This window comes from Actinomadura sp. KC06 (genome assembly GCF_004348735.1).
GTDB lineage: Bacteria > Actinomycetota > Actinomycetes > Streptosporangiales > Streptosporangiaceae > Spirillospora.
This window is the reverse complement of the sequence record NZ_SMKT01000097.1, coordinates 1-26,446: the sequence shown is the minus strand read 5'-3', so window position 1 is coordinate 26,446 and position 26,446 is coordinate 1. Positions and strand designations below refer to the sequence as shown.

At 73.5% G+C, this 26,446-nt stretch carries 24 protein-coding genes; 22 read left to right on the top strand and 2 right to left on the bottom strand.

Annotated elements, in window-relative coordinates; translation table 11 throughout:
- The first annotated feature begins 65 nt into the window (after positions 1-65).
- From E1287_RS27460 to E1287_RS27405, 12 genes are all read left to right on the top strand, one after another.
- Entirely contained in the window at positions 66-977 is a 912-nt protein-coding gene (locus E1287_RS27460) for a c-type cytochrome (RefSeq protein ID WP_131967966.1), read from the top strand.
- A complete protein-coding gene (locus tag E1287_RS27455; RefSeq protein WP_131967965.1) occupies positions 974-2,122 on the top strand; it encodes a Rieske 2Fe-2S domain-containing protein in 1,149 nt (382 codons plus the stop codon). Before E1287_RS27460 ends, E1287_RS27455 begins: the two co-directional genes overlap by 4 nt.
- Positions 2,119-3,753 (top strand): ubiquinol-cytochrome c reductase cytochrome b subunit, encoded by a 1,635-nt coding sequence (locus tag E1287_RS27450; protein ID WP_131967964.1) that lies wholly within the window; start codon positions 2,119-2,121, stop codon positions 3,751-3,753. Before E1287_RS27455 ends, E1287_RS27450 begins: the two co-directional genes overlap by 4 nt.
- Before the next feature lie 84 nt (positions 3,754-3,837).
- Positions 3,838-4,962 carry a glycosyltransferase family 4 protein gene (locus E1287_RS27445; protein WP_131967963.1) on the top strand — a complete coding sequence of 375 codons (1,125 nt, stop codon included), beginning with the start codon at positions 3,838-3,840 and terminating at the stop codon, positions 4,960-4,962.
- A gap of 17 nt (positions 4,963-4,979) precedes the next feature.
- Positions 4,980-5,780 (top strand): hypothetical protein, encoded by an 801-nt coding sequence (locus E1287_RS27440; protein ID WP_131967962.1) that lies wholly within the window; start codon positions 4,980-4,982, stop codon positions 5,778-5,780.
- Positions 5,781-6,293: 513 nt separating this feature from the next.
- Positions 6,294-7,835, top strand: coding sequence for a penicillin-binding transpeptidase domain-containing protein (locus E1287_RS27435; protein WP_131967961.1), 1,542 nt, complete (start codon positions 6,294-6,296; stop codon positions 7,833-7,835).
- A 548-nt stretch (positions 7,836-8,383) separates the two neighbouring features.
- Complete coding sequence (locus E1287_RS27430) at positions 8,384-10,324, top strand: peptidoglycan DD-metalloendopeptidase family protein (protein ID WP_131967960.1); 1,941 nt, start codon at positions 8,384-8,386, stop codon at positions 10,322-10,324.
- A 10-nt stretch (positions 10,325-10,334) separates the two neighbouring features.
- Positions 10,335-11,132, top strand: a complete 798-nt coding sequence (locus E1287_RS27425) for a hypothetical protein (protein WP_131967959.1) — start codon at positions 10,335-10,337, stop codon at positions 11,130-11,132.
- On the top strand, positions 11,129-12,643 hold the full coding sequence (locus tag E1287_RS27420; protein ID WP_131967958.1) for an NADH-quinone oxidoreductase subunit NuoF family protein: 1,515 nt from the start codon (positions 11,129-11,131) through the stop codon (positions 12,641-12,643). Before E1287_RS27425 ends, E1287_RS27420 begins: the two co-directional genes overlap by 4 nt.
- A 206-nt stretch (positions 12,644-12,849) precedes the next feature.
- The gene (locus E1287_RS27415; RefSeq protein ID WP_243719472.1) at positions 12,850-13,422 is read left to right on the top strand and encodes a DUF4142 domain-containing protein; all 573 of its coding nucleotides are present in this window, start codon (positions 12,850-12,852) and stop codon (positions 13,420-13,422) included.
- 36 nt (positions 13,423-13,458) lie between these two features.
- Positions 13,459-14,649 (top strand): DUF1996 domain-containing protein, encoded by a 1,191-nt coding sequence (locus E1287_RS27410; RefSeq protein WP_207934490.1) that lies wholly within the window; start codon positions 13,459-13,461, stop codon positions 14,647-14,649.
- A 149-nt stretch (positions 14,650-14,798) separates the two neighbouring features.
- A complete protein-coding gene (locus tag E1287_RS27405) occupies positions 14,799-15,476 on the top strand; it encodes an NAD(P)H-binding protein (RefSeq protein WP_131967957.1) in 678 nt (225 codons plus the stop codon).
- On the opposite strand, the gene E1287_RS27400 is transcribed toward E1287_RS27405, so the two are convergent.
- A complete protein-coding gene (locus E1287_RS27400; RefSeq protein ID WP_131967956.1) occupies positions 15,473-17,275 on the bottom strand; it encodes a long-chain fatty acid--CoA ligase in 1,803 nt (600 codons plus the stop codon). The genes E1287_RS27405 and E1287_RS27400 overlap by 4 nt on opposite strands.
- Positions 17,276-17,515: 240 nt before the next feature.
- Here E1287_RS27400 and E1287_RS27395 point away from each other — a divergent pair, with 240 nt between their 5' ends.
- The 6 genes from E1287_RS27395 (at position 17,516) to E1287_RS27375 (ending at position 21,465) form a co-directional block, all read left to right on the top strand.
- Positions 17,516-18,211, top strand: coding sequence for a copper homeostasis protein CutC (locus E1287_RS27395; protein WP_131967955.1), 696 nt, complete (start codon positions 17,516-17,518; stop codon positions 18,209-18,211).
- A 38-nt stretch (positions 18,212-18,249) separates the two neighbouring features.
- Positions 18,250-19,017: a metallophosphoesterase gene (locus E1287_RS27390; protein ID WP_131967954.1), complete on the top strand. Its 768-nt coding sequence runs from the start codon at positions 18,250-18,252 to the stop codon at positions 19,015-19,017.
- A gap of 61 nt (positions 19,018-19,078) precedes the next feature.
- Positions 19,079-19,513, top strand: coding sequence for an SRPBCC family protein (locus E1287_RS27385; protein WP_131967953.1), 435 nt, complete (start codon positions 19,079-19,081; stop codon positions 19,511-19,513).
- A gap of 51 nt (positions 19,514-19,564) precedes the next feature.
- Positions 19,565-19,738 carry a hypothetical protein gene (locus E1287_RS43980; RefSeq protein ID WP_165969201.1) on the top strand — a complete coding sequence of 58 codons (174 nt, stop codon included), beginning with the start codon at positions 19,565-19,567 and terminating at the stop codon, positions 19,736-19,738.
- Between the two features lie 46 nt (positions 19,739-19,784).
- The gene (locus E1287_RS27380; protein WP_121435044.1) at positions 19,785-20,753 is read left to right on the top strand and encodes an ROK family glucokinase; all 969 of its coding nucleotides are present in this window, start codon (positions 19,785-19,787) and stop codon (positions 20,751-20,753) included.
- Between the two features lie 4 nt (positions 20,754-20,757).
- A complete protein-coding gene (locus tag E1287_RS27375) occupies positions 20,758-21,465 on the top strand; it encodes an endonuclease/exonuclease/phosphatase family protein (RefSeq protein WP_131967952.1) in 708 nt (235 codons plus the stop codon).
- Between the two features lie 34 nt (positions 21,466-21,499).
- On the opposite strand, the gene E1287_RS27370 is transcribed toward E1287_RS27375, so the two are convergent.
- Entirely contained in the window at positions 21,500-22,423 is a 924-nt protein-coding gene (locus E1287_RS27370; protein ID WP_131967951.1) for a hypothetical protein, read from the bottom strand.
- A 415-nt stretch (positions 22,424-22,838) separates the two neighbouring features.
- On the opposite strand from E1287_RS27370, the gene E1287_RS27365 reads away from it, so the two are divergent.
- The 4 genes from E1287_RS27365 to E1287_RS27350 all read left to right on the top strand — a co-directional run.
- Positions 22,839-23,573, top strand: a complete 735-nt coding sequence (locus tag E1287_RS27365; protein ID WP_131967950.1) for a lysophospholipid acyltransferase family protein — start codon at positions 22,839-22,841, stop codon at positions 23,571-23,573.
- Positions 23,570-24,727 (top strand): DUF5931 domain-containing protein, encoded by a 1,158-nt coding sequence (locus E1287_RS27360; RefSeq protein ID WP_243719471.1) that lies wholly within the window; start codon positions 23,570-23,572, stop codon positions 24,725-24,727. Before E1287_RS27365 ends, E1287_RS27360 begins: the two co-directional genes overlap by 4 nt.
- A gap of 73 nt (positions 24,728-24,800) precedes the next feature.
- On the top strand, positions 24,801-25,454 hold the full coding sequence (locus E1287_RS27355; RefSeq protein ID WP_131967973.1) for a response regulator transcription factor: 654 nt from the start codon (positions 24,801-24,803) through the stop codon (positions 25,452-25,454).
- Between the two features lie 57 nt (positions 25,455-25,511).
- A partial coding sequence (locus tag E1287_RS27350) for a TIGR04222 domain-containing membrane protein (RefSeq protein WP_165969199.1) occupies positions 25,512-26,446 on the top strand: 935 nt, incomplete at its 3' end.

Sequence of the window (26,446 nt, the reverse complement as noted above, 5' to 3'; positions counted from 1 at the left end):
GAGACGCACCCTGACCCACCGCAAGCCCTGACCCACCAGAAGACATGACCCGAACGGGGATTTCCGTGAAAAGGATCACCGCATGGCGACGGCGCCCGTGGGCGGGCTACGCCGTCGTGCTGGCGGCCCTGGCGGCGATCGGCGTCGTCTACGCCGGATTCTCGCCGCAGACCGAGCGCGCCGAGGCGAAGAGCAGCGCCCAGCTCGCTCAGGACCTCAAGAACGGCCAGGAGCTGTTCAACAAGAACTGCGCGAGCTGTCACGGCCTGAACGCCGAGGGCACCAAGGACGCCAACGGCAAGCCGCTCGCACCCAGCCTCATCGGCGTGGGCGCCGCGTCGGTCGACTTCCAGGTCAGCACGGGCCGCATGCCCGCGATGAACCCCGGCGCGCAGGTGCCGCGCAAGCGGCCGATCCCCGCCTTCGACACCTCGATCAAGACCGACTACGAGGACCCGAAGGAGCGCGAGCACGCCGAGAAGCAGAAGGCGCAGGCCGAGAAGAACCTGCACGATCTGCGGACCTACATCCAGTCGCTCGGCGGCGGCCCCGAGGTTCCGCCGGCGTCGGCCGTCGACCCGAAGGACGGCGACGTCGCGCTCGGCGGCAAGCTGTTCCGCACCAACTGCGCCCAGTGCCACAACTTCACCGGCCAGGGCGGCGCGCTGACCGGCGGCAAGTACGCGCCGCCGCTGTCGGGCGACGACGTCACGCCCACCCAGATGTACGAGGCGATGCTGACCGGCCCGCAGGCGATGCCGGTGTTCAACGACACCACGCTCACGCCCAAGGAGAAGCAGGCGATCATCGCCTACCTGGTGCAGACGCGTGAGGAACCGAACCCGGGCGGCAACGGCCTCGGCCGCATCGGCCCGGTCAGCGAGGGCCTGGCCGGCTGGCTGATCGGCATCGGCCTGCTGGTCCTGGCGGCCATGTGGATCACCGCGAAGAAGCCGAAGAAGCTGAAGAAGTCATGAGCGACGACAACAAGGAGACCCCGGGCCCGGAGGGCTCGGGCGAGAGCGGCGAACCGCGCGAGGGCGCCGAACGCGAGGGCGCCCCACGGCGCGAGCGCGTCGTCGGCACGCCGTCCCCGGCGAGGGAGAAGGCGCTGCTCGCCGAGGACGACATCTCGGCGCCCGCCGGCGTGGGCGAGCAGCTCGACGAGGCGTCCATGAAGCGGGCCGAGCGGATCGTCGCGACGCTCTTCATGGTCGCGTTCGCGGCCAGCGTGGCGTTCATCGCCTACTTCATCGGCTGGAGCGGCCGCGACGGCGGCATGCACGGCGTGGTCCGCGCCCGCGAGTCCAACTTCTGGCTCGGCGGGACGATGGCGCTGTCGTTCCTGGCGATGGCGGCAGGCGTGACCATCTGGGTGCGGCGGCTGATGACCAGCAAGCCGATCGTCCAGGAGCGGCACGAGCTCGGCGCCGACGAGGAGTCGCAGGCCGCGTTCGCCCGCGACTTCATGGAGGGCGCCGAGGACAGCGGCATCACCAAGCGGCCGCTGCTGCGCCGCACGCTGCTGCTGGCCGCCGCGCCGCTCGGCCTGGCGCCGCTGGTGCTGCTGCGCGACCTCGGCCCGCTGCCGGAGAAGCGGCTCCGCCACACCTACTGGGGCGAGGCCGTCAAGCGGGCGAAGAGCGAGGGCAAGAAGGGCGTCCGCCTCGTCGTGGACGGCACCCACCGCCCGCTGCGGGTCAGCGACTTCGCCAGCCCCGGCAGCATGATCACCGTCCTGCCGGAGGGGATCGAGGAGCACGTCCCCGAGGACGAGGTGCTCACCCAGAACGCCAAGGCGGTCACGATCCTCATCAACGTCCCCGAGGACCAGTTCAAGCCCGCCAAGGGACGCGAGAACTGGCACGTCAACGGGATCGTGGCGTACTCCAAGGTGTGCACGCACGTCGGCTGCCCGGCGGCGCTGTACGAGCAGACGACGCACCACATCCTGTGCCCGTGCCACCAGTCCACGTTCGACGCCACCGACGCCGCGAAGGTCATCTTCGGCCCGGCGGCGCGGGCGCTGCCGCAGCTGCCGCTGTCCGAGGAGGACGGCTACATCATCGCGACCAGCGACTATCACGAGCCGGTCGGACCGAGCTTCTGGGAGCGCGGATGAGCGACACGACCGCACCGAAGGCGATCCAGGGCACGCTCGGCTTCATCGACGAGCGCCTCGGCTCCACGAGCTTCTTCCGGCGCAACGTCAAGAAGGTCTTCCCGGACCACTGGTCGTTCATGCTGGGCGAGATCGCCCTGTACTCCTTCGTCATCCTGCTGCTGACCGGGACGTTCCTGACGCTCTGGTTCAACCCGAGCATGAAGGAGGTCGTGTACGAGGGCTCGTACACGAAGCTGCAGGGCGTGAAGATGTCGGAGGCCTACGCCTCGACGCTGAAGATCAGCTTCGACGTGCGCGGCGGCCTGCTGATGCGGCAGATCCACCACTGGGCCGCGATCCTGTTCATGGCGTCGATCCTGGCGCACATGCTGCGGGTGTTCTTCACCGGCGCCTACCGCAAGCCGCGCGAGCTGAACTGGATCATCGGCATCAACATGTTCATGCTCGGCATGCTGGAGGGCCTGTTCGGCTACTCGCTGCCGGACGACCTGCTGTCCGGCACCGGCCTGCGCATCACCCAGGGCGTGCTGGAGTCGATCCCGCTGGTCGGCACCTACGGTTACATGTTCCTGTTCGGCGGGGAGTTCCCCGGGCAGGACATCATCCCGCGGCTCTACATGCTGCACATCCTGCTGATACCGGGCCTGATCCTCGGCCTGGTCACCGCGCACATGATGATCATGTGGCATCAGAAGCACACCGCGATGCCGGTCAAGAACCAGACCGAGAAGAAGGTGTACGGCTACCCCTTCTACCCGGTGTTCATGGCCAAGACGGGCGCGTACTTCCTGTTCGTGTTCGGCGTCGTGGCGCTGCTGGGGGCGTTCGCGCAGATCAACCCGATCTGGCTGTTCGGCCCGTACGATCCGGGCGCGATCTCGTCCGGGTCCCAGCCGGACTGGTATATGGGGCCCCTCGAAGGGGCGCTGCGGATCATGCCGAACTGGGAGATCTCCGCCTGGGGCCACACGGTCAGCTTCAACGTGCTGATACCGGCGGCGGTGCCGCTCGGCATCATCTTCGGCGGCGCGATGGCGTGGCCGTTCATCGAGGCGTGGGTGACGGGCGACAAACGGCAGCACCACGTGAACACGCGTCCGCGCAACGCCCCGGTCCGCACCGCGACCGGCATGGCGGCGGTGACGTTCTACGGGCTGCTGTGGCTCGCCGGCGCGAACGACGTCCTCGCCGAGCGGTTCCACGTGTCGCTGTTCGCCACGACCTGGTTCTTCCGCGTGACGGTCATCCTCGGGCCGATCGTGGCGTTCATCGTCACCAAGCGGATCTGCCTCGGCCTGCAGCGCAAGGACGCCGACGTCATCGGGCACGGCGTGGAGAGCGGCGTGATCATGATGTCGCCGGACGGCAAGTTCTCCGAGCGGCATGAGGCGCCGCGCGAGGAGGAGAGGATCGTCCTGCTGTCCAAGGAGAACGCCAGGCCGGAGGCGCCCGCGCGGGACGCCAGGGGCATCCCCGCGCCCGGCGCCAAGGGTCCGATCGGGCACCTGCGCTCGCGGCTCAACCGCGCGTGGACGTTCGACGACGTCCCCGTCGAGGAGCACGGGCACGGGCACGGCGAGCACGAGGCGATCGAGAGCGGCTCGGACTCCGAGCAGATCAAGCACTGATCCGGGATCTCCGCAGGGGCCCGGCACCGCCACCCGGTGCCGGGCCCCTTCATATGCTGGGCCGATTCATATGCTGGGCCGACGATGAAGACCCTGTTCGTCACCAACGACTTCCCGCCCCGTCCGGGCGGCATCCAGGCGTTCGTGCACGGCCTCGCGCTCCGGCGCCCGCCAGGCTCGGTGGTCGTGTACGCGCCGTCCTGGAAGGGCGCCGCCGAGTTCGACGCGCGGCAGCCGTTCCCGGTCGTCCGGCACCCCGGCTCGCTGATGCTGCCGGAACCGGGCGTGCTGCGCCGGGCCGGGGACGTGCTGCGCGCGGAGGGCTGCGCCTCGGTGGTGTTCGGGGCCGCGGCCCCCCTCGGCCTCCTTACCCCGGCGCTGCGCCGGCGCGGTGCCGAGCGCCTGGTCGGGATCACGCACGGCCACGAGGCAGGCTGGGCCTCGCTGCCGGTGGCCCGAACCCTGCTCCGCCGCATCGGAGACGACCTGGACGCCCTCACCTACCTCGGCGAATACACGCGGACCCGCATGGAACGCGCCCTCTCCCCGGCGGCCGCGGCCCGCATGGCCCATCTAGCGCCCGGCGTCGACGAGAAGGCGTTCCACCCCGGCGCGGGCGGCGACGAGATCCGTACTCGCCACGGGCTGAAAGGCCGTCCCGTGGCGGTCTGCGTCTCCCGCCTAGTACCGCGCAAAGGACAGGACGCCCTGATCCATGCCTGGCCGCGCGTCGTGCGCGAAGTCCCGGACGCGGCGCTCCTGCTCGTCGGCGACGGCCCCTACCGCGCCGATCTGCGACGCCTGGCCGTCTCCCGCGGCGTGGACGGATCGGTCGTCTTCACCGGCGGCGTCCCGTGGGACGAACTGCCCGCCCATTACGACGCGGGCGACGTCTTCGCTATGCCGTGCCGCACCCGCCGCCGCGGCCTGGACGTGGAGGGCCTGGGGATCGTCTACCTGGAGGCGTCGGCCACGGGCCTGCCCGTCGTGGCGGGCGACTCCGGCGGCGCGCCCGACGCCGTCCTGGACGGCGAGACCGGCACGGTCGTGCCCGGCCGCTCCGTAGCGGCCATCGCCGAGGCCCTCACGACCCTGCTCTCCGACCCGGACGGAGCCCGCCGGATGGGCGAGAAGGGCCGCGCCTGGATCGAAAGGGAATGGCGCTGGGAGATCCAGGCGGCCCGGCTGGGACGCCTGCTGACGTCCTGAGATGACAGGATGCGTCCATGGACATCGAGGACGCATGGGCCCGCGTTCCCGGGGAGGCCGCCCGGTGGCTGCACGAGCTGGATCCCGACCACTGCTACTCGGGGTTCGAGCCGCCGCGCCGCCCCGACGCCGCCTGGCTTCTCCACGCGATGTACTCGTGGGAAGAGGGGCTGGTCACCACGACCCACGACGATGTCCACCAGTCGGTGACGGCGGCGGGCCTGGCGGAGCCGGCCGATCCGGCCGCCGAGACGCCCGGCGACGTCGGCGACCTCCTCGAAGGCGCCATCGTGACCGGCACCGGCCTCGGCCGCAGCGGCGACCCGGGCGCGGGCTGGCGGCGGCTGCGGTGGCGGGAGCTCGCGCGCGGGTTCGGCGAGCCGGTCGTCCCTGAGGGGGAGCTGCCCGGCAGCCGCTGCCTGCGCCAGGCGCATCCCGCCGGAAGCTGGTCGGCGGCCATCCAGCCGCCTGCCGAGGGCTGCCTCGACCGGGAGGGCTGGTACCGGCTGATCGGGGTACTGCTGCGGCACAGCCCGTCCGGCGCGAGCACCCGCTGCCTGGCGTACTACTGCCCGCTCGTCACCGCCGACTGGGACGACGAGACCGTCCTCGCCGGACGGCTGGGCGACGCGGCCGGCCTGTACGACCACCCGGCCATGACGAGCTGCCCGTCCGACCTGTGGGCCGAAGACCGCTCCTGGGTCGTCTACTGCGACTGGGACCTGTGGGGCACGAAGGTGGTCGGCCCCACAACGCTCATAGAGGCCGTCCTCGACGACCCGGACCTGGAATCCCTCCGCCTCCCCTGGACCCGCTAGGGACCGTGCCCCGCGCCCGGAGACCAGTTCCGCGCGGACGCCCCTGCCGAGTGGGGCGGGTGTGATCCGGCGCGGGCCGGTCAGGGCGCGCTCGTGGAGGAGATCCAGGAGACGGGCGCGCCCGGACCGGACCGCGTGGCCGGACCGGGTCCGCGTGGACGGGAGTGCGGGGCACGGTCCCGGCGTCCGGCACCGTGGGGCCCGGCCCCGCGACGGTGCCCGGCCGCGGACGCGCAGGAGGGGGTGGGCGCGCCCCGTGAATGATCCCTGTCGCGATGATCGCGTCATCCGGGGCACCTCCTGCCGCTCTGCGTCCGCCGTCGCCGACGTTTCCGAAGGTAGCGCCGCCCGCGGCCCCCGTCGCCGCCGTTAACGGCCGCTTAAGGGGCGGATCACTCGTCGCTAAGCCGCCTTCCAGATGCGGCCACGAATGGCGCGCTCCACCGCATGTACGGAGCGATCGGGCGCTGAGATGATCATCTTCCGGGCGGGCGGCGGGCTGAGGAGGATCCGGTGCGATCTCGGGGTGTGCTGGTGCTGGCGGCCGTCCTGGCGGCCGTGCTCGTGACGGGACTCGCGGCGGGCTGGGCGCTGCGCCGCGACCGGGACCGCGACACGCCCGAGCAGGTCGCGGCCCGCTACTTCGCGGCCTGGAGCAAGGGCGACCTGGAAGGGATGGGCGAGCTGGTGGCCGACCCGCCCGCGGACTTCGCCGCGCAGCACCAGGCGCTCTCGCGCGGGCTCGCGGTCAACACGATCGCGCTGGAGCCCCGTCCCGTGGTGCGGTCCGGGCCGGACGCCGCGCGGGCCGCCTTCACCGTGACGCGGTCGCTGGCGTCCCACGGGTCCTGGTCGTTCGCGTCGGAGCTGCGGCTCGGCCGGGTGGACGGACGGTGGCGCGTCCGCTGGTCGCCGGCGACGCTGTACCCGGGGCTGAAGGGCGGCGGAGCATGGGCGATGCGGCAGGTGACCGTCCCCGCCGCGACGCCGGTCGCGCGGGACGGCCGGGCGCTGCCGGACGGCGGCCCGCTGGAGCCCTACCTCGCCGCGATCACCAGCCGGCTGGACGAGGAAGAAGACCAGTCCGTGTGGGCGATCGAGCTGCGCGACGGCGGCGGGCCGCCGCAGCGCGTGAAGCTGTTCGGCACCGAGAAGGGCCGCGAGATCGAGACGACGCTGGACCGGCGGGTGCAGGCGGCGGCGGAGAAGGCGGTGGCGTCCGCGCCGGGCCGCGCGGCAGTCGTGGCCGTCCGGCCGGGCGGCGGCGAGGTCCTGGCAGTGGCGGACGGCCTCGGCGGGCTCGGCGCGTTCATCGGCCGCTACCCGCCCGGCTCGACGTTCAAGGTGGTGACGGCGGGCGCGCTCCTCGCGGACGGGTCCGGCGCCGGGACCGGGGCCGACTGCCCGGCGTCCGTGGTCACCGCGCAGCGCACGATCCGCAACGACGAGGACCACGCGCTCGGCCGGACGACGCTGCGGGGCGCGTTCGCCGCGTCCTGCAACACCACGTTCGCGCGGCTCGCGGTCGAGCGGCTCGGCGCGGAGAAGCTGGCGGCGAGCGCGCGCCGGTTCGGCTTCGGCGCCCGCCTCACCCCGGGCGTGGACGCCGCGGACGGAAGCTTCCCCGGCCCGGAGAGCGGCGCGGAACTGGCGGAGGCGGCGATCGGGCAGGGCCGCGTCCAGGCGAGCCCGCTGCTGATGGCGTCGGTCGCCGCTGCCGCGGCGGACGGCTCGTGGCGCTCGCCCCGGCTGCTGGCGCCGACGCTGATCCGCGAGGGCGGGGGAGCCACGCCCGGCCCGCGGCCGGTGCCCGGGGCGTCCGCGCTCCGCACGATGATGCGGGCGGTGGTCACCGGCGGCACCGCGGCGGGCGCCGGGCTCCCGGACGGGACGGCGGGCAAGACGGGGACCGCCGAGATCGGCGCCGGCCAGTCCCACGCCTGGTTCATCGGCTACCGGGACGAGGTCGCCTTCTCGGTCTTCGTCGAGGCCGGCGGCTCGGGCCCGAAGGTCGCCGCCCCCGTGGCCGCCCGCTTCCTGAAGGCCCTCCCGTGATCACGGGGCGCCTTCGCGGATTCGCCGAAATCGGCACGCGAACGCATGAACGTGTCACGGATTTCGTACGTACTGCCCTGGAGAACAGAACGACCGCGGAGTAAGGCTCAGCACGTTTTTGGCACCAACCCGCATCTGAGTGGCTCATGGGGCGTATGCTCCCGGAGTGATCGAGCGGATTCGTCGAGAATCCGTTCTGGGAACGCGGTTGGAGCGAGCGGGCTCCTGAACCGCGGTCCCCGATGTCTCAGCGGGAAGGCCGCCGGGCGACGAGCCCGACGGCCCGGAGCCGACCGGCGTTCGCCGAGCCCTCCGTCTCCTCCACAGGAGAGGGCATGGCGCGACGCGATAACGGGCATGCGTCCCGGAGCACTACGCATGCTGCACCGTGGGCGGAGACGCCCGCGCGCCCCTCATCGAGACCTGAGCCCCGGTCGGGGCCGAGGTCCGAGGAGCCGCAGTGGCCCGAAGGGTCCTGGTGGTCGCAGCAGCCGGACTGGTCCGAGCGCGGACGGCGAACGTCCCGCCGCGGCCCGAGCCGCCGCGAGATGAAACGGCGCGAGCGGGCCGCCGAAGGGCAGTCCCGCGAGCGCGAGCAGCCGCAACCCCCGGCGCAGCCGCGCCCGGACCAGTTCGGCGCGCGAAACAGGCCACCCAACCCCAGAGACGCCCGTCCCGCCCCCGGGACGAGGCCGTACGACACGCAACCCGAACGACCCGCCCCGCGCCCCCAGCAGCCGGACGCGCGCACTCAGCAGTTCGATGCACGTGCCGGAGGGGGCGGCCCGGGCGCCGAGCAGTTCGACACCCGCAATCAGCGTCCCGACCCCCGCGCCGAGCGTGCCGCCCCGCGCACTCAGCAGTTCGATGCGCGCACTCAGCAGTTCGGCGCGCGCAATGAGCCCTCGCGGCCGGGCACCGGACGTCCTGCGCCGGCTGCCGGGGGTTCGGAGGGGCGCGGTGAGCAGGGCGGTGCCGGGGCCAAGCCGTTCGACTCCGGCGGCGAGGCGTTCGGCGGCATGCCCGAGCAGTTCGACGCGCGGGTCGGAGGGCCCGCGCCGCGGCGCGACCGGTCGCGGGACTTCCAGCCGCGCCGGACGGGGGCGCGGCGCGCGGAGCGGCCAGGGGCGCGGCCGCGGCGTCCGGAGCGGCGGACGTCCCGGATGCGGCAGCCGGGCGCCCAGGCGCGGCACGGCATGCCGCCGCGGCCGGGGCCGAGGGCGAAGCCGCGCGGCGGGCGGGGGCCGAGCGACCGGCTCGGCATCGGCGCGATCGTGCTGTCGACCGCGGTCGGCCTGTCCCTCCTGGGCATCGCCGAGCGGGCGCTGCTGGAGGGCGGGCCCATCGGCGGCTCGTCCGATCCCATCGGGTCACAGCGCGCGATCACGCCGCCGGACCGCGGCGGCGTCCCCGGGCAGTCGCCGCAGCAGTCGCCGCGGCCCGGCCAGAGCGGCGGGCCGGCGTCGCCGGACGGCCCGGACCTGCGGACCCTCGCCGCGCAGGTGCGGAGGCTGACGCTGGCGCAGCGCGGCGCCGCCGCCCGGCAGGTCTACGGCGCCGCGCCGTCGCGGGCGCCGATCGTGGGCGCCACCCGGACGAGCCCCGACAGGACCTGGGTGTTCGGCACCACCGCGATCCCCGTCCCGGAGTCCAGCGCCGCCAACCCCGAGGTCGCGTTCTACGCCGCCCGCTGGACGGGACGGGAATGGCAGGCCGGGCTCTCCGGCGGGCGGCTGTTCAACGACCTGCTCGGCGCCGTCCCCACGGACGTGATGCCCGCGGCGGAGGCGGCGGCGCTGCGCAGATACGCGGCCGTCACCGAGGACCGGGCCGCCTCGCTCGTCAACGGCACCCGCGCCGGCGACAAGCTGATGCTGCCGTGGAAGGTCGGCGAGGCCTGGGCGATGACGACCGCCGACGGTTCCGCGCGCCCGCTGGCGTCGCTCGCGTTCTCCGGGGGCGACGGCCGGGTCCTCGCGTCCGGCGACGGCCGCCTCTACCGCTTCTGCGCCGACTCCGCCGGCCGCGCGATGATCATGGTGATCCATCCGAGCGGCGTCGCCACCACCTACTACCGGGTGCGGGGCGTCCCGGAGAAGGTCCGCGACGGCGCCGTCGTCGAGCAGGGCGACCCGCTCGGCCGCACCGGCGCCGACCGGCCCTGCGGCGGGGCCGCGGCGCCCCGCGCCGAGGTCGCGTTCGGCGTGCGCCGCGGCGGCGGAGCGGTCCCGCTCGAAGGCGCGCGGATCGGCGGCTGGACGTTCCGGGAGCGCGCCGAGCCCCTGGTCGGCTTCGCCGAACGCGGCGTCCTGCAGGTGCTTCCCGGGGGGCTGCTGGCCAACCTCGGCCCGGTCCCCCCGGCGGACGACTCGCCGCCGTCATCGCCGCCCCCCGGCCTCCCGCCGGTGGACGGCGCAGGACCGGTCGCCGCTCCGGCGCCGGCCGCAATCCAGAAGAGGAGTCCGATCGGTGCGAATTCGCAACAGTGATGATCCCGCGGTGCCCAGCTGGGTGCTGCGCGTGGTGCTCGTCGGCGCGGTGCTCGTGCTCGTCGGCGCGGCGACCCCGCAGGGCGCCGTCGCGGTCGCGAACGTGCAGTACTTCCTCAACTTCTACGCCGGCACGTTCGCGCTCGTCGCCTACACCACGGCGGTGATGAGCGGCCTGCTGGCGACCGAGCGGCTGATCCTGCAGATCCGGCACCGGGTGCTGGCGCAGGCCCTGCACCGCGCGTCCGCCGTGGTGGCGACGGCGATGCTGGTCGCGCACGTGACGGTGAAGGTGATGGCGGGGCTGGCGCTGCCCGCGCAGATCGTCGTCCCCACCGCCGGGCCGGTCGGGATCGGCACGATCGCGGCCGACCTGATGATCCTCATCATGATCACCGGGATGCTGCGGGCGCGGTTCGGGTTCGCCGGCAAGGCGTGGCTGTGGCGGACGATGCACGTCCTCGCGTACGTGGCGTGGCCGATGGCGATCATGCACGGCCTGATCACCGGGCGGTCCGCGGCGCCGTGGGTGGTGCTCGCCTACGTGATGAGCGTGGTGTTCGTCGTCCTCGCGCTGATCACCCGCATCATCGTCGTGATCAAGCCGCGGGAGCTCGCCCGCGCCGGCGACGAGATCGACGCGTTCGCCCGGCCGGACGGCGCCGGACGCCGCCGCGACCGGCGCGCGATGGCGGAGCGGGAGCACGAGGAGGCCCGCGCCGCCGCCGCGGCCCGCGACGGCTACGGCGACTACGGCGACTACGGCGAACGCGGCGACTACGGACGTGACACCGAGGCCCTGCGATGAGCTCGACCGTCACCGTCTCCGGCATCGGCGGGCCCCGGCTGACGCTCGGGTTCGACCGGTTCGACCGGCTGGACCTCGACCGGCACCTCGCCGTGCACGGCAAGCTCCGCGCGCCGTCGCTGGACGAGCTCGTCCGCGCGGCCGAGCAGGTCGACCTGCGGGGACGCGGCGGCGCGGGCTTCCCGCTCGCCCGCAAGCTGATGGCGGTGGCGGCGCGGGTGAAGTACCCGACGACCGACCCGCCGCCGCTGCTGCCCGGCGAGAAGCGCGACGCGCGCGGCTCCAGCGAGGACGTCGTCGTCGTGGTGAACGGCGCCGAGGGCGAGCCCGGCAGCGCGAAGGACAAGGTCCTGCTCGGCCGGGCGCCGCACCTCGTCCTGGACGGGGCGCAGATCGCCGCGTCCGCGCTCGGCACGCAGCGGATCGTGGTCGCCGTCGAGGACGACGAGGCCGCCCGGTCCGTCCGCGCGGCGATCGTCGAGCGGCGGATGCCCGCGCGGATCGTCCGGCTGACGGAGCGGTTCATCTCCGGGGAGAGCGGCGCGGTGGTCCGCGCGATCAACGGGGAGGCGCCGATCCCGCCGGGCGTCAAGGTCCGCGCGTCCGAGTCAGGCGTGGACGGGTACCCGACGCTGCTGTCGAACGCCGAGACGTTCGCGCAGCTCGCCGTGCTGGTCTCGCTCGGCCCCGACCTGTACGCGTCCACCGGGACGGAGGAGGAGCCGGGCACCACGCTGCTGACCGTCGGCGGCACCCAGGTCGTGGAGGCGCCGCTCGGCACGCCGCTGCAGGCCGTCCTCGACCACTGCCAGGTGCCGCCGTCCCCGGGCGTGCTCGTCGGCGGCTACCACGGGATGTGGCTCGACCCGGCCGGGGTGTCGCGGGCCGTCCTGTCGCGCGCCGGGATGCGCCGGGTCGGCGGGACGGTCGGCGCCGGGATCATCCTGCCGCTCACGCAGGGCACCTGCCCGCTCGGCGAGGTCACGCGGATCGCGTCCTACCTGGCGGCGCAGTCGGCCGGGCAGTGCGGGCCGTGCCGGCTGGGGCTGCCGGACGTCGTCCGGTCGCTGAACTCCCTCACCGAGGGGGGCGGATCGGTGGAGGACGTCCGCCGCGCCGCCGGCGTCGGGCGGGGCCGCGGGGCCTGCACCCATCCGGACGGGACGGCCCGTTTCGTCCTGTCGGCGATGGAGGCGTTCGGCCCCGACATCGACGCGCACCGGTGGGGCGGCGGCTGCGGCCTCGCGACCTACGGGGTGCTGCCGCTGCCGATACCGGACGGCACTGAGGGGCGGGTCGCGATCGACTGGAGCCGCTGCGACGGGCACGGGCTGTGCGCGTACCTCGTCCCCGAACTCATCCAGCTCGACCGGTACGGCTTCCCGGTCGTGCTCGGCACCGAGATCCCGTCGTGGATGGAGAAGGACGTGCAGAAGGCGGTCGCGATGTGCCCGGCGTTGGCGCTGCGCGTCGTCGCGGGCGTGCCGGACGTCCCGTCGAGACGCGGCTGACAGGCCCGGGCCGGAGGCCGTTCCGGACATTGAGAAAACCAAAAAAACATGGACAACGTTGAACCTCGGACCCGGTCCGGTGCGTATCTCACACCGAACCCGCGCCGGGTCCGTCGAGAGATCCTCGAAAGGAGGAAGAAGTTCCCTTGAGGAAATCCTACGGAATCGCCGAAACGCGAAGGCGGCCGCGCTTTCGCCGGGGCCGCGTGCTGCTGGTCCTGGCGGCCCTGGCCGCCGTGGCGGGCGCCTTCGCGGTCGTGATGAACCCGGTCGGCGTCCCCGCCAGCGGCGCGGCGAATCTCGGCGGCACGGTCAACACCCGCTGGGGACGGCTGAGCACCGACGACAGGAAGCTGCTCGTCGCGGTCAGGCAGGCCGGCCTGTGGGAGATTCCCGCAGGCCAGCAGGCACAGCAGCGCGCGTCCCGGCCTCGGGTGCGGGAGGTCGGCGAGATCATCATGCAGCAGCACGTGCAGCTGGACGCCGACGCCCGCGCCACGGCGCAGCGGCTCGGCGTGCTCCTTCCCAACGAGCCCAACGGCAGCCAGAAAAGCTGGCTGAGAGAGATGTCGGGCAAGTACGGGATCGATTATGACAAGACGTTCGTGCTGCGGCTGCGCGCCGCGCACGGAAGTGTCTTCACCGTCATCGCCAAGGTGCGCGCGCAGAGCGAGAACACCGAGATCCGCGCGTTCGCCGAACGGTCGATGAAATTCGTCAACACGCATATGTCGCTGCTGGAGAGCACGGGCCTGGTGCCCAGGCGCGCCCTGCATTGACGTACATCCCACCCCCGCACAAGGGAGCACCTTTCCATGGGACGCAAGAAGAAAGCATTCGCCGTGATGATTCCGGCGCTCGCCCTTGCCACGTCGGTGAGCCAGGCGGTCGCCGGGACCGCGTCCGCGCAGCCGGGCCTGAGCCTGCAGGCCCCCGGCGACCCGACCGCCGAGCCGCCCGCCGACCCGTCGGCGGAGCCGCCCGCCGACCCGTCCGCGGAGCCGTCGGCCGAGCCGCCCGCCGATCCGTCGGCCGACCCGTCGGCGGAGCCTCCCGCGGAGCCGCCGGCGGACCCGTCCGCCGAGCCGTCCGCACCCGCGCCCCCGCCGCCGAGCGCGGTGAAGCCGGGGCCGCGCCGCGACCAGTTCGTCGACATCCGCCGGGCCCCGCGCATCCAGGTGCCGCGCACGTCCCGCAGCGGCTCGCGCGGCGTGTTCTCCGTGAACTGCGGCACGAACGAGGGCCAGGCGCACAGCAACCCCGACAACGTCGTCGCGGCGCCCGGCGTCCAGAACGGCGCGCACCACATCCACGACTATGTCGGCAACCTCGACACCGACGCGTTCTCGACCGACGAGACCCTCGCCGCGGCCGGGACGACCTGCACCAACGGCGACAAGTCCACATACTTCTGGCCCGTGCTGCGGCTGCGCTCCGGCGAGGACGACTCCGACCGGGCCGAGCAGAGCCGCCTGGACGGCAACGTCGGCAGCATCGTCGAGCCCTCGTCGGTGCGCCTGCAGTTCCTCGGCAACGCGCGCAGCAGGGTGACGGCGATGCCGCCGTTCCTGCGGATGGCCACCGGCGACGCCAAGTCCGCGACGAACGGCCTGGCCAACGCGAACGCGCTGTGGTCGTGCAGCGGCTTCCAGAACCGCGGCTTCACCAACAAGTACCCGCTCTGCCCGCGGGGCAGCCAGGTGCTGCGCATCCTGAACTTCGCGGGCTGCTGGGACGGGCAGAACACCGACAGCGCCAACCACCGGTCCCACGTCTCCTTCGCCGACAAGCGGACGGGCCAGTGCCCGCAGGGAACGAGGGCCATCCCGCAGCTGCGGATGACGCTGTCCTACCGGGTGCCCGCCAGGGCGCTGGCGTTCGCGCTCGACTCGTTCCCCGAGCAGGGGCACGACCCGGTGACCGACCACGGCGACTTCATCAACGTGATGGGAGACCGGCTGATGCGGCAGGCGGTCGCCACCATCAACTCCGGCCGGCGCCGCTGACCGGAACCCGCGTCCGGGAGAACCGGACCGCCCGGGGGTGACCCCGGACGCGCGGCCGGTGAGGACGACGCGCCCGCCCGCCACCATAGGCGGCGCGCCTCACCGGCCGCCTCCGCACCCATCCGGGCGCCCGACCGTACGATCTGGCTATGAACATCGTGATCGCGGGCGGGCACGGGAAGATCGCGCTGCGGCTCTCGCGGCTGCTGGCCGCGCGGGGCGACACCGTGCTCGGTCTCATCCGCAACCCCGACCACGCCGGCGACGTGCGGGCCACGGGCGCCGGGCCGGTCGTGTGCGACCTGGAGTCCGCGGACCGTGGGGAGGTCGCCGGGCACGTCACCGGCGCGGACGCGGTCGTCTTCGCCGCCGGCGCGGGCCCCGGCAGCGGCGCCGCGCGCAAGGACACCGTCGACCGCGCCGCCTCGGTCCTGATGGCGGACGCGGCCGAAAGCGCGGGCGTCCGCGGCTACATCCAGATCTCCGCGATGGGCGCGGGCGAACCCCCCGCGCCGGGGCGCGGGGACATCTGGGACGCCTACATCCGCGCCAAGGGCGAGGCCGAGGACGACCTTCGCCGCCGCGACGCCCTCGACTGGCTGATCCTGCGTCCGGGCCGCCTCACCGACGACCCGCCCACCGGCCTCGTCACCCTCGCCGAACCGCCGATCGGGCACGACGTGGTGACCCGCGACGACGTCGCCGCGGTCATCGTGGCGCTGCTCGACGCGTCCGACGTCAGGCGCCGCACGCTCGACCTGCTCAACGGCCCCACCCGGATCGAGGACGCCGTCGCGTCGCTCCGCCCCGCCCTCGGCGGCGGCTAGGCGGTGTAGAGGGCCTCGATCTCGTCCACGAAGTCCTTCATCACGACGTTGCGCTTGACCTTGAGGCTGGGCGTCAGGTGCCCGGCCTCCTCGGTGAAGTCGACGCCGAGGATCACCTGCTTCTTGATCGCCTCGGCGTGGCTGACCGAGGTGTTGGCCGCCGCGACGGCCGCGTCGATCTCGGCGACGAGGTCGGGGTCGCGGCGCAGCTCGTCCACCGTCATCTCCGCGGGCTTGCCGTGCCGCTCCTTCCACGGCCCGAGCGCCTCCTCGTCCAGCGTGACGAGCGCGGCGACGAACTTGCGGCCGTCGCCGACCACCAGGCACTGGCTGACCAGCGGATGCGCGCGGATCCTGTCCTCCAGCGGGGCGGGCGCGACGTTCTTGCCCGCCGCGGTGACCAGGATCTCCTTCTTCCGGCCGGTGATCTTCAGGAAGCCGTCGGCGTCGAGGGAGCCGATGTCGCCGGTGCGGAACCAGCCGTCCTCCAGGACCTCCTTGGTCGCGGCCTCGTTGTTCCAGTAGCCGCGCATGATGTTGACGCCGCGGACGAGGACCTCGCCGTCCTCGGCGATCCGGACGTCCACGCCCGGGATCGGCTGCCCGACGGTCCCGATCCTGATGGCCGTCGGGCGGTTGACGCTCGCCGGCGCGGTCGTCTCGGTGAGGCCGTAGCCCTCCAGGATCGTGATGCCGACGCCGCGGAAGAAGTGGCCGAGCCGCTCGCCGAGCGCCGCGCCGCCCGACACCGCGTACTTCACCTCGCCGCCGACCGCCGCGCGCAGCTTCTTGTACACGAGCGCGTCGAAGACCTTGTGCTTCGCCTTCAGCCCGATGCCGGCGCCGCCGCCGTCCAGCGCGCGGCTGTAGGCGATCGCGGTCTCCGCCGCCGCCTTGAAGATCTTGCCCTTGCCGTCGGCGGCGGCCTTCTGCTCGGCGCCGTTGTAGACCTTCTCGAAGACGCGCGGGACGGCGAGCAGGAACGTCGGCCGGAACGTGGCGAGGTCGGGCAGCAGGTTCGGGACGTCGCTGTGCCCGAGGATGATGCCGCCCTCGATGACGGCGACCTGGATCAGCCGGGCGAACACGTGCGCCAGCGGCAGGAACAGCAGCGTGGAGCTGCCGTCCACGGTGACCTCGGAGATCGCGCCCTGCACGGCGTTGCGGGCGGTCGACACCAGGTTCCCGTGGGTGATCTCGCAGCCCTTGGGACGCCCGGTCGTGCCCGAGGTGTAGACGAGCGTGGCGACGTCGGCGGCGTTGCGGGAGTGGCGGCGCTCCTCGACCACGTCGTCCCCGACCTCGGCGCCGAGCCGCACGACCTCCTCGACGCCGCCCGCGTCGATGCCCCACACATGCGTGAGCTGGGGCAGCCGCTCGCGGATCCCTTCGACCGCCGCCACGTGCTCGTCCGTCTCGGCGAACACCGCCTTCGCGCCGGAGTCGCCGGCGATCCACTCGATCTGGTCGGCGGAGGACGTCTCGTAGATCGGCACCGAGACCGCGCCGGCCGTCCAGATCGCGTAGTCGAGGACGGTCCACTCGTACCGGGTGCGCGACAGCAGCCCGACCCGGTCGCCCGGCTCGATCCCGGCGGCGATGAGGCCCTTGGCGATCCCGGCGGCCTCGGCCGCGAACTCGGCGGCGGTGACGGCGCTCCACACGGGCGCCTCGGCGGGGCCGCTCTTGCGGCGCGCCACGATCGTCCCCGGTTCCTCTGCGGCCCTGGTGAAGGGTGCGTCGGTCAGTACGGCGGAGTCGGGGACCTCCACCATCGCGGGGACGCTGAACTCGCGCACGGCCTGCTCCTGTGGTCGTTCTTCGACAGGTGAACGGGGAAGTCCGCGGAGGCTTCTCCGAAACCGCATGATACCCACGAGTAGGAGAATTGCCTTGTCCAACCGGCTATGGGCATCGATGGGTTGAGAAGCGGGGCGGTGGGGTAACGGCAGTGCAAAGGTCGCACGCCGGCGGTGGGGGACGGCTCGCGGTCGCTTACTCTTAGCCCGTCGTACACGAGTGTGGTCCGGGGGAACGCCATGTCGCTGCTCGAAATCATCGCGCTGACGGCCGAGGACGCGCGCGCGGCGGAGGACGGCGGCGCCGACCGGCTCGAGGTCGTCGCCGACATGGCCGCCGACGGGCTCACCCCCGATCCCGAGCTCGTCGCCGCCGTGCGGGCGGCCACGTCCCTGCCGATCCGGGTGATGCTGCGGGCGAACGCGGGGTTCCGCACGTCCGGCCGCGAGCTGGACCGGCTGCGGCAGGCCGCGGCGGGCCTCGCCGAGGCGGGCGCGGACGGGTTCGTGTTCGGCTTCCTCGACTCCTCCGGCCATGTCGACACCGGCGCCGTGGGCAAGCTCGCCGCCGACGTCGCCCCGCTGCCCTGGACGTTCCACCGCGCGCTCGACCACGCCGCCGACCAGGCCCAGGCGTGGAACGTCGTCCGCGGGTTCGGCGGAGGGCTGGACACCGTCCTCACGGCCGGGTCGGCGCGGGGCGTGGACACCGGGGTGGACGTGCTCGTCCGGCGCGCCGCCGAGGACCCCGCCGCCGCCAAGATGATCATGGCCGGGGGCGGGCTGCGCCGCAAGCACGTCGCGGTCCTCGCGGCCGCGGGCGTCACCGCGTTCCACGTGGGCACGGCGGTCCGCCCGGACGGGGCCTGGGACGCGCCGGTCGACCCGGCGCTGGTGCGCGAATGGCGCTCGCTGGTGTCCGCCGCCGCGGGCTGACCGTCCTCGCGGGACGCGCGTCCCATTACAGTCGGTTCATGAGGATCCATGTGGTGAGCGACGTCCACGGCCGGGCGGACGCGCTGCCGGCCGCGGCGGACGGCGCCGACGCGCTCATCTGCCTCGGCGACCTGATCCTGTTCGTCGACTACCACGACCACGGGCAGGGCATCTTCGCCGACCTGTTCGGGCAGGACAACGCCGACCGCTTCATCGAGCTGCGCACCGAGAAGCGCTTCGACGAGGCCCGCGAGTTCTCCCGGGCCCTGTGGGCGTCCCTGGACGGCGACGCGTGGCCGCACATCGAGCGCGCCGTCGACCGGCAGTACGCCGAGCTGTTCGCCGCCATGCCGTCGCCCGCGTACCTCACGTACGGGAACGTCGACGTCCCTCGCATGTGGGGTCGGCACCTGCGAGACGGGCACCACGTCCTGGACGGCGAGACCACCGAGATCGGCGGCCTGCGGTTCGGGTTCGTCGGCGGCGGCCTGCGCACCGAGTACCGCACCCCCTACGAGCTGGACGACGACGCGTACGCCGCGAAGGTCGAGGCCGTCGGCGACGTGGACGTGCTGTGCTGCCACATCCCGCCCGCCGTCCCGGAACTGCTGTACGACACGGTCGCGCGCCGGTTCGAGCGGGGGAGCGAGGCGATCCTGGACGCCGTCCGCAGGACGCAGCCGCAGTACGTTCTCTTCGGGCACGTCCACCAGCCCCTGGCGAGCCGGATGCGCATCGGCCGCACCGAATGCGTGAACGTGGGCCACTTCCGGGCCCGTGGCGTGCCGTACGTCCTGACGGTGTGAAAGATACTTTCTCTACGACAAGGGGCCCGCGCGGGCCCGACCAGAGCCAAGGGAGACGCAGATGGCGGACCGCACCAGCTCCTCCATCACGGTCAAGGCAGGAAAGGCCGAGATCATGGCGGTGATCGCCGATCTCGACGCGTACCCGAAGTGGACGAGCGGCATCCGCGGCATCACCGTCGAGGAGACCGGCGAGGACGGCCGCGCGTCCCGCGCCAAGCTGACGTTCGACGGCGGCGTGTTCATCGACACCATCGGCCTCGCCTACACGTGGGAGGGCGACGACCACGTGGCGTGGACGCTGGTCGACCCCGGCTCGGTGGTCACCAAGCTGCACGGCTCCTACACCCTGGTCGAGCGGGACGGCTCCACCGAGGTGACCTACGAGCTCGCCGTGGACGTCCGGATCCCGCTCATCGGCATGGTGAAGCGCAAGGGCGAGAAGCGGATCATCGACTCCGCGCTCAAGGGCCTCAAGCGCCATGTGGAGAGCTGACCACCGCGAAGGCGATACCGTTCACGCCGACGGCGGATGGAAGATGGACCCATGAGCCACCGGCAGGGCGGCTCCGGCCGGGCCGCCTCCGGCCGTACGCGCCGGTACCGTCCGCCGGAGGCGTCGGGACGCCCGCGGGCGGGTAGGTCCGAGCGGTCGGACCGACCCGGTGCGGGCGGGCCGTGGTCCGCCGCCACCGGCGGCGACCCCATCGACATCGGGTAGTGCGGTGCCGGCTCCGGCCGTGCCGCGCGAGGAGGAGGAAGCGTACATGGCCCTGACCATCGGCGTGGACGTGGGCGGCACGAAGGTCGCCGCCGGGGTCGTCGACGACCGGGGAACCATCCTGGAGAAGGTTCGCCGGCCCACCCCGTCGACCAACCCCAAGGAGACCGCCGAGACCATCGCCGAGGTCGTCGACCTGCTGAAGGGCAAGTTCGAAGAGGTGTCGGCGGTCGGTCTCGGGACCGCCGGGTTCGTCGACGAGGACCGCTCCAACGTGCTGTTCGCGCCGAACCTGGCCTGGCGGGAAGAGCCGATCAAGGAGAAGGTCGAGAGCCTGGTCGGGCTGCCCGTCGTCGTGGAGAACGACGGCAACGCCACCGCGTGGGGCGAGGCCAGGTTCGGCGCCGGACGCGGCGAGAACTTCCTCGTCCTGGTCGCCCTCGGCACCGGCATCGGCGGCGGCATCATCATCAACGGCGAGTTGTACCGGGGCCGGTTCGGCATCGGCGCCGAGATGGGCCACTTCCGGGTCGTCCCTGACGGCCGCCGCTGCGGCTGCGGCAACCGCGGCTGCTGGGAGCAGTACGCCAGCGGCAACGCCCTCGTCCACGAGGCACGCGACCTGGCCCGGGTGGCGCCCGCGATGGCCGGACGGCTCCTCGAACTCGGCGACGGGCGCCCGGAGGGCATCAGCGGGCCCGAGGTTTCGCAGGCGGCCCGCGAGGGCGACAAGGCGGCGCTGGAGTGCTTCCGCACCATCGCGCACTGGGCGGGCCAGGGACTCGCCGACCTCAGCGCCATCCTCGACCCGGGCGCGTTCATCATCGGCGGCGGCCTGTCCGACGCCGGCGACCTGCTGCTCGACCCGATCCGCGCCGCGTTCGAGGACGCGCTGACGGGCCGCGGTCACCGCCCGCTGCCCGACATCCGCATCGCCGAGCTGGGCTCCGCGGCGGGCATCGTCGGCGCCGCCGACCTGGCGCGCGTCCGCCCTCTGCAGGACGTCGTCGTCTAGAGACGTGCCGTCCGTCCGCCTGCTGAGCTACAACGTCCGGTCGCTGCGCGACGATCCGGCCGCCGTGGCCCGGGTCGTCCGCGCCCTCGCCCCGGACGTCGTCTGCCTGCAGGAGGTCCCGCGCTTCTGGACGTGGCGGATCCAGCGCCGCCGCCTCGCCCGCGCGTGCGGCCTGGACATCGCGGCTGGACGGCGGGCCTGCGGGCTCGCCGTCCTCGCCGCGCCGCACGTCCGCCGGGTGGCCCGCGAGTTCCACCTGCTCACGCCCGACCCGGGCCTGCACCGCCGCGGCCTGGCGATCGCCGTCCTGGAGATCGGCGGCGCGCGCTTCCTGGCCGCGTCCACCCATCTCGACCTGCGGGACGGGCCGCGGCTCCGCCACGTCCACGAGGTCCTCGCCCACCTCGCCCGGGCCCGCGACCGCCACCGCGCCCCGGCCGTCCTCGCCGGGGACGTCAACGAGGAGCCGGGCGGCCCGTCCTGGACCCTCCTGACCGACCATTTCCAGGACGCCTATGCCACGGCTCCGTCCGGCGACGAGCTGACGTTCTCCTCCCGCGACCCCCGCCGCCGCATCGACGCCGTCTTCGCCGACCGGGAAATCGAGATCACCGCCTGCGGCGTCCCCACCGACGAACCGCTGACCGCCGATTACCCGAGGGCCACCGACCACCGCCCCCTGCTGGCGGACCTAGAACTCCCCAACGCCTGAGCGAGGAGACCCGTGCCGGGCAGGGGGTCTGGGGTCAGACCACGGCGCCGTCGTCGGGGTCCCTGGGCTCGTCACCCATGCGGAGCACGAGGGTGACGAATCCGCCGATGAAGGCGGCGACCGCGAGGAACGCGGCCCAACCGGGGACGTCCCAGTCGAGGACGACGGTGATCAGCAGGTAGAGCGGGCCGCCGATGAGGGCGATCCAGGCGCCCTTGGTGAGCGGGTCGGCGCTGGGCAGCGGCGGGGGAGGGGGCGGGACGTAGTGGCCCTCGTCGTCGGCGTCCGGCGGGAACTCGGGCGTCTCGGCGGCCCTGATCACGCGGGCGCGGGGGAGGCGGCCGGTGCGGTCGTCGCCCTCCTGCGGCGGGTCGGCGGGCTCTCGGACGTTCTCCTCGTCGGGCCAGGGGACGTCCTCGCCGTCGGGCGCGGAGTCGAAGCCGGCGACGATCTCGGCCCAGATGGCGTCCTCGTCGCGCTCTCCGGGCCCGTCCGCGTCCTTGGCGGCCGCGCCGCCCTCCGCGCCGCCGCGCGGGTCGCCCGGGTCGGCGGTTCCGCGCCGGCCGGGGGAGTCGGCCGTCCCCGGAAGGTCGGCGACGCCGGTCTCGGGACGGTCGCCGCCGTCGGAGCGCTCGCCGTCCGAGCCGCGCGAGGACGCGTCGCGCAGCCGGGCGAGATGGGCGCGCAGGATGCCCTCCGCGGCGGGCTTCATGTCGACGTCCACGTACAGCCGGTCGAGGACGTCGCCGGCGACCTGCTCACCGGCGGGCTCGGCGCGGTCGGTGAGGTCCGCGCGTTCGGCCAGGTCGGCCAGCTCGGCCAGGTCGGACGGCGATGCCGCGTAGGCCGCCACCCCGGCCTCGCCCAGCGCCGTCAGCATCGCGTCGGCGAGATGCGGGGCGAGGTCGACCAGTGGGGCGTAGGTGTCCGCTGACAGTCCATTGCCACGGCGATTCACGGGGCCGGCTCCTTCGACGACTCCGGCGTGACCGACGGCACCGGCATGACGGCCTCCGCCCCTATCGACATGGGTCCGGACGCGCCGCCGGCTCGCGGCGGCACTCCCGGACACCCTGAAACATGTGTCCCACGGTATTCGCTGCGTCGCCCGGGACAAGCCCCCGGGCGCACCCGATTGAGATTGACGCCTCAGAGCCTACGTTCATTCCCGCCCCCCGCGAGCCGCCCGGCGGGCAACGCCCCGCGGCCCGGCCGCGACGGGCCCGGGCCGTCCGGTTCGATGCTCCGCGTCCGGCCATGTACCGGCTGGTAGAACGCTGAGACGCGGAGTGGGAAGATGTCCCATCATCCCCGTCGGTCAGGGACCGTCCGCGCCGAATCCCTGAGGCGCGCGGTCCGAGGAAGGTCCCCGCATGCTCTGGTTCTGGATCCTGCTCAGGATCGTTCTCACGCCGATCCTGTACCTCGGGTGGTGGCCGCGGAACCGCGGGGCGCGGAACGTCCCGAAGCGGGGCCCGGCGCTGCTGGTGAGCAACCACCTGTCGTTCGCCGACCACTTCTTCGGCCCGCTGCCCCTGTTCCGGCCGATCTTCTTCATCGGCAAGGGCGAGTACTTCACCGGCAAGGGGATCAAGGGGCTGATCAGCAAGGGGTTCTTCACCGGGGTCGGCGTCGTGCCGGTGGACCGGACGGGCGGCTCGTCCGCCGAGGCGGCGCTGCAGACGGGGCTGCGGATCCTCGCGGAGGGCAAGCTGCTCGGCATCTACCCGGAGGGCACCCGCGCGCCCGACAACCGGCTGTACCGGGGCAAGACGGGGGTCGCGCGGCTGGCGCTGAAGTCGCGGGTCCCGGTGATCCCGATGGCGATGGTCAACACGTTCGAGCTGATGCCGCCGGGCAAGCCGTACCCGCGGCTCGGGGTGCGGCCCGGCGTCCGGTTCGGCAAGCCCATGGACTTCTCCCGGTACTACGGCCGCGAGGACGACAAGGACGTCCTGCGGCAGATCACCGACGAGATCATGCAGGCGATCAGGGACCTGTCGGGCCAGGAGTACGTCGACCGGTACGCCGCCGAGGTCAAGGCGGAGCTGGCGGGCAAGCCGGTCCGCCCGGTGGACGACGACGAAGGGCTCAGCGACGGCGGATGAGCGAAGCCGATCGGGGGATGGGGCTGGAGGCCGCGCTGTGGCGGGCCTTGGCGGTCTACCGCGGCCTGGCGCTCGTGTACGCCGGTGCCGTGATCGCCATGAACTTCGACGGCTACGCCCGTCCGGCCGGCGGGTGGGTAGTGCTCGCCGTGATGGCCGTCTGGACGGCGTACACGGTCCCCGCCTTCCGGGACCCGCGGCGGCGCGGATGGCCGCTGCTGGCCGCCGATCTCGCCGTCGCGTCCGGGTGCCTGGTCGCCACGGCATGGGTGGAGACGCCCGCGAACATCGCCGACGGCCGTCCGACCCTGCCCGTGTCATGGGTGGCGGCGGCGGTGCTGTCATGGGCCGTCGCCGGCGGACGGCGTCTCGGCGTTGCAGCGGCGCTCGTCCTGGCCGTGGCGAACCTGCTGGTCCACGCGATTGTCGGGACGTCGGGCGGGATCAGCCGGACGACCTTCAACGGCATCGTCCTGCTGCTCCTCGCGGGCCTCGTCGTCGGGCACGTCGTCCGGCTGGCGCTGGACGCGGAGGCGCGCCTGGCGCGGGCCGTGGAGCTGGAGTCGGCTACCAGGGAGCGGGAGCGACTGGCCCGGCGCATCCACGACTCGGTGCTGCAGGTGCTGGCGATGGTGCGGCGGCGCGGCGACGAGCTCGGCGGCGCGGCGGCGGAGCTGGGACGGCTGGCGGGGGAGCAGGAGGCCGCGCTGCGGACGCTCATCGGCGGCGCCCCCGCCGTCCCCGCCGCCGCGCCTGACGCGGGCGACGACGTCGATCTCCGTCCGCTGCTGACCGGCCACGCGTCCTCGTCCGTCACGGTGTCCACTCCCGCGACCGAGGTGCGGCTGCCCGCGCACGCCGCCCGCGAGGTCGAGGCGGCGGTCGCGGCGGCGCTCGACAACGTCCGGCGGCACTGCGGCGACGGCGCCCGCGCGTGGATCCTGCTGGAGGACGGCGAGCGCGCGGTCACCGTCAGCGTCCGCGACGACGGCCCCGGCATGCCCGCCGGACGGCTGGACGAGGCCGCGGCGGACGGACGGCTCGGCGTCGCGCAGTCGATCCGCGGCCGCGTCCGGGACCTGGGCGGCACGGTCGAGATCTCCTCCGCCGAGGGCGCGGGCACGGAGATCGAGATGACCGTCCCCCGCTCCTGACCCGCGGCCGCCTGCGTTTATAGGGGGCTTGCGCCATATGGTGTGATCCGTGAGCGACGTTCCCCTCAGGGTCATGGTCGTGGACGACCATCCGATGTGGCGCGAGGCGGTCGCCCGCGACCTCGCCGAGGCGGGCCACGAGGTGGTCGCGACCGTAGGCGAGGGACGCGCCGCCGTCCGCGTCGCCGCGGCGGCCCGCCCGCAGGTCGCCGTCGTCGACCTGCAGCTCCCCGACATCGGCGGCGTCGAGGTCACCCGCCATCTGGCCGCCGCCGACCCGCCCGTCCGCGTGCTGGTGCTGTCGGCGAGCGGCGAGCAGCAGGACGTCCTGGACGCCGTCAAGGCGGGGGCCACCGGCTACCTGCTCAAGTCCGCCGCGCGGGAGGAGTTCCTGGACGCCGTCCGCCGCACCGGCGAGGGCGACGCCGTCTTCACCCCGGGGCTCGCGGGCCTGGTCCTCGGCGAGTACCGCAGGCTCGCCGCCGCCCCCGCCCGCGAGGACGACGGCGCGCCGCGCCTGACCGAGCGCGAGACCGAGGTCCTGCGGCTCGTCGCGAAGGGCCTGACGTACAAGCAGATCGCGGAGCGGCTCGTCCTGTCCCACCGGACGGTGCAGAACCACGTGCAGAACACCCTCCGCAAGCTCCAGCTCCACAACCGCGTCGAACTCGTCCGGTACGCCATCGAGAAGGGCCTCGACGCGGAGGACGGGGACGAAACCGCCTGAACCGCCGCCCGGCCCCCGGCGTCTGAGCACCAAAAGGTGCCTGGACGGGAGCCCAGCGTGATCGACGACATCTCCGGAACCGAACTGGCGGTCTTCGCGGCCTACGTCATCGGCGGGATCATCCTGATCGCGATCGCCCGGAAGGTGCGCGCCAGCGCGATGCGGGGCGCCCCCCCGACGCGCGACCTGCATCCGTACGAGGTCGCCTACCTGCACGGCGGCGGACGCCACGCGATCGCCGCCTCGATCACGGCGCTGCGGCTCGACGGCGCGGTCGACGCCTACGCCGACGGCCGGATGATCCCGCTGACCCCGTCCGCCACCGGGCCCCGCGCGGCCGGGAAGCCGCTGGACACGGCGGTCTTCGGGGCGATCGCCGGCGGCCGGGCCGGCACGCTCGCCGAGCTCACCGCGGAGCCGGGGGTCCGGGCCGCGCTGGAGCAGCTCGGCGACGGGCTGGTCGCGCAGGGCATGGTGATCGGCCCGGACGGGCGGCGCACCCTGCGGATCTGCTGGCTGGTGCTCTGGGCGTGGATGGCGCTCGGCATGCTGTTCTTCATCCTGGACGTCTTCGACGGCTTCCCGGGCGTCCTGCTCCCGCTCGCCGCGATCGGCGGGGTCGCCGTCGTCGGCGGGAGCGTGCTCAACACGGGCGCCGAGAGGACGAAGGAGGGCGAGCGCGCGGTCGAGCAGCTCAGGACGTCCAACGCCCACCTCGACCCGCGGTACACGGCCTCCTACGCCGGGCTGCCCGCGCCGTCGGTGCTGCTGGGCGTCGCGCTGTTCGGGACGGCGGCGCTGATGGCGTTCGACCCCATGTTCGTCCAGACGGTCGGGCTCGGCCGCTACATGGAGATGACGGCGGCCACGACCGCGTCCGGCGGGTACTCGGGCTCCTCGTGTTCGAGCACCGCCTCGGTGTGCTCGTCCGGCTCCTGCGGCGGCGGCGGTTCCTGCGGAAGCAGCGGAGGCGGCGGTGGAGGCTGCGGGGG

What these genes read in the sequence shown, in the direction of transcription:
- E1287_RS27395 (WP_131967955.1), top strand. Translation starts at nt 17,516, where the DNA reads ATGTCGCTGCTCGAAATCATCGCGCTGACGGCCGAGGACGCGCGCGCG.
- E1287_RS27405 (WP_131967957.1), top strand. Translation starts at nt 14,799, where the DNA reads ATGAACATCGTGATCGCGGGCGGGCACGGGAAGATCGCGCTGCGGCTC.
- E1287_RS27430 (WP_131967960.1), top strand. Translation starts at nt 8,384, where the DNA reads ATGAAACGGCGCGAGCGGGCCGCCGAAGGGCAGTCCCGCGAGCGCGAG.
- E1287_RS27410 (WP_207934490.1), top strand. Translation starts at nt 13,459, where the DNA reads ATGGGACGCAAGAAGAAAGCATTCGCCGTGATGATTCCGGCGCTCGCC.
- E1287_RS27380 (WP_121435044.1), top strand. Translation starts at nt 19,785, where the DNA reads ATGGCCCTGACCATCGGCGTGGACGTGGGCGGCACGAAGGTCGCCGCC.
- E1287_RS27385 (WP_131967953.1), top strand. Translation starts at nt 19,079, where the DNA reads ATGGCGGACCGCACCAGCTCCTCCATCACGGTCAAGGCAGGAAAGGCC.
- E1287_RS27360 (WP_243719471.1), top strand. Translation starts at nt 23,570, where the DNA reads ATGAGCGAAGCCGATCGGGGGATGGGGCTGGAGGCCGCGCTGTGGCGG.
- E1287_RS27365 (WP_131967950.1), top strand. Translation starts at nt 22,839, where the DNA reads ATGCTCTGGTTCTGGATCCTGCTCAGGATCGTTCTCACGCCGATCCTG.
- E1287_RS27445 (WP_131967963.1), top strand. Translation starts at nt 3,838, where the DNA reads ATGAAGACCCTGTTCGTCACCAACGACTTCCCGCCCCGTCCGGGCGGC.
- E1287_RS27355 (WP_131967973.1), top strand. Translation starts at nt 24,801, where the DNA reads ATGGTCGTGGACGACCATCCGATGTGGCGCGAGGCGGTCGCCCGCGAC.
- E1287_RS27420 (WP_131967958.1), top strand. Translation starts at nt 11,129, where the DNA reads ATGAGCTCGACCGTCACCGTCTCCGGCATCGGCGGGCCCCGGCTGACG.
- E1287_RS27440 (WP_131967962.1), top strand. Translation starts at nt 4,980, where the DNA reads ATGGACATCGAGGACGCATGGGCCCGCGTTCCCGGGGAGGCCGCCCGG.
- E1287_RS27450 (WP_131967964.1), top strand. Translation starts at nt 2,119, where the DNA reads ATGAGCGACACGACCGCACCGAAGGCGATCCAGGGCACGCTCGGCTTC.
- E1287_RS27455 (WP_131967965.1), top strand. Translation starts at nt 974, where the DNA reads ATGAGCGACGACAACAAGGAGACCCCGGGCCCGGAGGGCTCGGGCGAG.
- E1287_RS43980 (WP_165969201.1), top strand. Translation starts at nt 19,565, where the DNA reads ATGAGCCACCGGCAGGGCGGCTCCGGCCGGGCCGCCTCCGGCCGTACG.
- E1287_RS27390 (WP_131967954.1), top strand. Translation starts at nt 18,250, where the DNA reads ATGAGGATCCATGTGGTGAGCGACGTCCACGGCCGGGCGGACGCGCTG.